The following is a 4,842-nucleotide window of genomic DNA, read 5'->3' as shown; positions in this document are numbered from 1 at the left end:
GGTCGGCTTCGCTGTCGTCGGGCCGGAAGCCGAGGTTGGAGACGAGGTTTGCGGCGGGCACGATCGTTTTCCCGCCGTGCATGAGGCAGGCCAGGGTCCACTGGTGGTTCCAGTTCTCCCGGTGCTCTCCCTGATGGATGGCGTCCCAGCGGTCTTCCCAGAGGCGGCCTTCGGTTGGGTCGAGGAAATGAGGTGGTGCCCGCGGCTAGCTTTCCACTCAAGCCAGGCGCGGGTGTCGGGGTCGTAGTGCCGCCAGGCCCGGTCCCAGGTGGCCCAGCCCCAGATCCAGTTGTACTGGGAGAGGTGGTAGGAGCTTCGTGCACCGTTGATCGAGTTCGGCCGGCGGCGTCTCGATCCTTTCCAGCAACGTTATGGAACGCGCCACTAGCTCGGCATCTGGAGTTCTTGGTGAGGCTCTGGTGGCGTTACGCTGCGCAAGGCCGCACTGGCGGGGTCATGCCCGAAACCACCCAGCGGCCCTCCGGACCGCCGTATGGAGCCCGGTGCCCGAGCCAGCCCCCGCAGGAGAAGGACAGATCACGGTGAGCAGCGACGAACCCGCTACCACACGCACGGTCGACGTCGTCGTGCTCACCATGAACGACCGGGACCAGGAATTCCGTACGGCGATGGCCTCCGTTCTCGCCCAGCAGGACGTCGACCAGCATGTGGTGATCGTCGGCAACGGTGTGACGCCGGACCACGTTCCCGACGGGGTGCAGAGCGTCACACTCGATAGGAACACGGGTATTCCAGAGGGCCGCAACGTCGGAGCCCGTGCGCTCGCCGCCGGAAACGCCGAGTTCGTGCTGTTCTTTGACAACGACGCGGTCCTCCCCGATCCCCACACCCTCACCCGGCTGATCGCAGAGTTCGACCGGCATCCGAACGCCGCCTACGTGCAGCCCCGGATCGCTGACCCGACCACTGGCGAGACCTTGGGCCGATGGGTTCCCCGGCTGCGGTCGACAGATGCCCGGCGCTCGGGCGTCGTGACTGTCATGGCCGAGGGCATCGTCCTGGTCCGGCGAACCGATTTCGACGCAGCGGGCGGCTGGCCTGGGCACTTCTTCCTCTTCCACGAGGGAATCGATCTCTCGTGGCGGCTGTGGGACCTCGGCCGGGTCGGCTGGTACGCCGGGGACATCGAAGTGCACCACCCGGCGACGAACCCGGCCCGGCACGGGCCGTTCTATCGGATGGTGGCCCGCAACCGGGTCTGGGTCGCGCGCCGGCGCCTGCCAACTGCGCTTATCCCCGTCTACCTGGTCGCCTGGATCGTGATCAGCATCTGGCGGTTCCGGTCCTCGGGAAACCTCGGAGTGTGGTTCCGGGGGTTCGCCGAGGGGCTGCGCACGGACGCGGGGGAGCGGCGGGCGATGTCGTGGCGCACGGTGTGGCGGCTGACGCGTGCCGGCCGCCCACCGATCGTCTGACCCGCCCATGCTGTGGGTACGCGTCAGCCGACGGCGGCGATCCGTTCGCGAAGGTCCCGTACGGCTGGCAAGGTCCTGTGCGAGGCCATGGTGGCGACGAGGTCCTGGAGAGGGCCGACGGTGCGCTGTGAGCTGATCTGGTCGGTGAGGTCCAGGGCCTGGTGCGCGGTGCCGCACGCCTGTTCGTGGTGCCCTTGGAGCCACTGCGCGTCGGCCATGCGGGTGAGGTAGAGGGCGTGGGTGCGTACCTGGCCGCCGTCGAAGGCGCGGGCGGCGGCGGAGAAGGTGGCTTCCGCGTCGCCTGGGCGCCCCATGGCAAGCAGGGTGGAGGCTCGCGAGCCCTGGAACTCGGAGAGGTTCATCCAGTACGCCCACTCGGGCTCCTGCTCGTCAGGGCTCTGCTCGGCGCGGTGAAGGTGATGCTCGGCCTGGTCGAGGTCGGACCAGCAGCGCTCGTCACCGAGGTGCGAGCGGGCGCGGGCGCGGCGGGCGTGAACGAGTGCTTGCACTCGGGGTGATGCCTTGCCGCGTACGGCGCTCAGTGCTGCGCTGGCGATCGACTCGGCCTCGACGGGCCGGTCGCAGTTGTAGGCGGCGGCGGCCCAGAAGGTGAGGATATGGGCTCCCAGGACTTGGTCGTTGGCGCTGTGCGCGGAGTGCAGGGCGGACTTGAAGATCCGGTCGTCGCAGGTGCCGTGGATGTCGAAGGTGGCCCAGGCACGCATCCGTTCCAGGTCGGCCGCCGCGGCGTAGAGACGCCGACCGTGGTCGAGGGAGTAGCTGCGGTGGGCCAGAAGATTGCCGACCATGTCGTTGGCCGCGGCGGTCTCGTGGATCAGGGTGCCGCCGCCATCCTCGTCGTCGGTGCGGCGCAACGCGCGGACTTGGCGCTCTATGTGGGTGACGGCGGCCTCGCCGATGCGCCGGCCGCTGGTGATCTCGCCCGCGGCTGCTGGGTCGGCGGTGAGCCAGGAGAAAAGGCCCGCGGTCAGAGCCGACGAGCCGAAGATGAAGGACCGGCGATGCATGTCGCTCCCGACTGAGTCTCTGAGCGCGTCCAGCGCGCCTTGCGGGGTCCACGGGAAGTCGCTGTACTGCTGAAGCGGGTCGAACTCGAGCCACAGGGGCCAGGGGTGGGTGTTGACGAGGTGCGGGTCGATGTCGAACAGCTCGGCCAGCAGCTTCTGCGTCTCCTTCTCGGGTTCGCGGCCGTCCTCCCAGCGTAGGACGCCGGACGGTGCGGTTCCCAGAGGGCGTTGGCGCTCAGCGCTCAGTCTGCGCAGTTCGCGGGCGAGATCAGGCCGGTTCATGTTCCGGGCCTGACGTGCGATGACTAACCGGTGGATCTTCCCCACTGTTCCTCCTGCAAGGGCCCCGCACGGGCGGATATCCGGGCGACGCTAGCGGCTGGGAACCTGGCGCGGAAGAGCATCGGGCGGTGCTCCGATGGTGCTCCTTGACGCACCCCAACGGCACCGCCGCGGTGTCTTCCACCCGTGGCCGGGCGGCACGAGGGTGAGCTCAGCCCGAGATCGCGGCAGTGCATCTGTCACCGGGCGCCGACGCCCCGGACGGCCACGATCGGAGCACCGCCTTGTCGTTCACCGATACATCCCTGGACTTCCGCACCCCGGAGCTGGAGGCTCTGGCCCTGGAGGTCATCCCCGAGCAGCACTTCGAGTTGCGGGCCGAGGATGCCCGCGATAGCTACTTCACCGACACCAGCAAGCTGGACGCCAAGCAGCTGGCCCACGACCGGTTCCGCACGAACCCGCTGGCCCTGCACAGTCACCTGATCAGGGCGCTGGACCTGCGCGGCAACGAAGAACTGCTGGACCTGGGCTGCGGCAACGGCGAGATCCTGGCCCGGATCCGCCCCTACCTGGCCGCCGGCCACATCACCGCCTTCGATATCGCCCCCGCCGCCCTGGAGTCTGCCCGGCAGCGGCTGGACGGAGTGGCCACCCCCTGCGAGTTCGTCGAGGGCAGCGCGGACGACCTGAGCACCTTCGCCACCGACAGCTTCGACCGGGTCATGGCCGTCTACATGGCGCACTACGTCACCGACCTGAACGCCAGCTTCGCCGAGGTACGCCGAGTCCTGCGCCCCGGGGGCCGCTTCGTGCTCGCCACCGACCGCACCGACTCCATGGTCGAGATGTGGAACGTGCACTTCGCCGCGCTGCGCGAGATGAACGCCCCCCAGCGGCTGTTCCGCGCCACGCCGAAGGCCCGGATCTCCCTGAGCAACGGCGCCGAGCAGCTCGCTCCGCACTTCGTGTCCGTCGAGCGCGTGGACTGGCAGGACCAGCTGCAGTTCGGCAAGGCCGAGCACTTCATGGCCTTCTACCGCAGTTGCAACCACTGCTGCGCCGGCTCCAAGCCGGGCGAAGGGCTGCCGCCAGCGTTCTTCACCGAGCTCGAACACCGCGTGCACGCCCACGTCCAGGCCGCCATCGAGACGACCGGCTACTTCGCCTTGACCAAGTACACCGGCCACTTCATCTGCGCCTGACCCTCTCCACCTCCACGAGGAGATTCCTGTGCCTGCCCTGCTGCACAACGACCTGACCGGTGCTCGCGTCCTGATCACCGGCGGCGCCGGGTTCATCGGTACCGCGCTGCGCGCCACCCTGACCCGCGCCGGTGCTTACCCGGCCCTCTTGGACGACCTGAGCGCCTACGGGCCCACGACCCTGACCCTGCTGGGTACCGGCCCCACCGACCCGGCCCTGACCGTCGGCGACATCAACGACGAGCCGCTGGTGCGCCGGATGGTGGCCTCGGCCGACTACGTCGTCCACGCCGCCGCCCACTCCTCCGTCCACGGCTGCACCACCGACCCGCACAAGGCCGTCCGCTCCAACCTGACGGGCACCGACACCGTGCTGCGCGCGGTGGCCGCCGCCTCCCACGTGCGCCGCTTCGTCCTGCTGTCCACCGCCCAGGTCTACGGCCACGGCGACCCGCACGCTCCCCGCGGCGAGCAGGCCGGCTACTTCACCGAGGATCAGCCACTTAACCCCCTGAACATCTACGCCAACAGCAAGCTCTGGGCCGAGGGACACACCCGGCACCTCCTGGACCTGGCCGGGCGGGACTACACGATCTTGCGGCCGTTCAGCGTCTACGGGCCCGGACAGGTGCCCAAGCCGGGGGCCGCGTCGTGGGTGGTGGCGCAGTTCACCATGTACGCGGCCCTGGACCAGCAACTGCTGCTCAACAACGGCGGCCGACAGGTCCGCGACTTCATCCACCGCGACGACGTCGCCGACGCCCTGCGGCTCTGCCTCACCTCGCCCGCGGCGGCCGGACAGACTCTCAACCTCGGCACCGGCGCCCAGACTGCCGTTCGCGAGGTCGCCGAGCACGTGGCCGGGCACTTCCCCGGCGCCCGGATCGTCGA

4 protein-coding genes are annotated in these 4,842 nt (G+C 69.3%); 3 read left to right on the top strand and 1 reads right to left on the bottom strand.

Features of this window, described 5'->3' with window-relative positions:
- Positions 1 to 542 precede the first annotated feature (542 nt).
- Positions 543 to 1,436 (top strand): glycosyltransferase family 2 protein, encoded by an 894-nt coding sequence (locus GA0115234_RS02090; RefSeq protein ID WP_256088558.1) that lies wholly within the window; start codon positions 543 to 545, stop codon positions 1,434 to 1,436.
- Between the two features lie 23 nt (positions 1,437 to 1,459).
- Here GA0115234_RS02090 and GA0115234_RS02085 read toward each other — a convergent pair whose 3' ends face one another.
- Positions 1,460 to 2,746, bottom strand: a complete 1,287-nt coding sequence (locus tag GA0115234_RS02085) for an XRE family transcriptional regulator (protein ID WP_176729045.1) — start codon at positions 2,744 to 2,746, stop codon at positions 1,460 to 1,462.
- Between the two features lie 284 nt (positions 2,747 to 3,030).
- Between GA0115234_RS02085 and GA0115234_RS02080 the strand changes: the two genes are divergently transcribed.
- Positions 3,031 to 3,951 carry a class I SAM-dependent methyltransferase gene (locus GA0115234_RS02080; protein ID WP_202553278.1) on the top strand — a complete coding sequence of 307 codons (921 nt, stop codon included), beginning with the start codon at positions 3,031 to 3,033 and terminating at the stop codon, positions 3,949 to 3,951.
- A gap of 28 nt (positions 3,952 to 3,979) precedes the next feature.
- A partial coding sequence (locus GA0115234_RS02075; protein WP_093539091.1) for an NAD-dependent epimerase/dehydratase family protein occupies positions 3,980 to 4,842 on the top strand: 863 nt, incomplete at its 3' end.

Origin of the sequence: Streptomyces sp. DvalAA-43, from assembly GCF_900091725.1 — a bacterium.
Taxonomy (GTDB): domain Bacteria; phylum Actinomycetota; class Actinomycetes; order Streptomycetales; family Streptomycetaceae; genus Streptomyces; species Streptomyces pulveraceus.
Note: the sequence above shows the minus strand (reverse complement) of the source record. Positions and strands in the feature narration are given on the sequence as shown.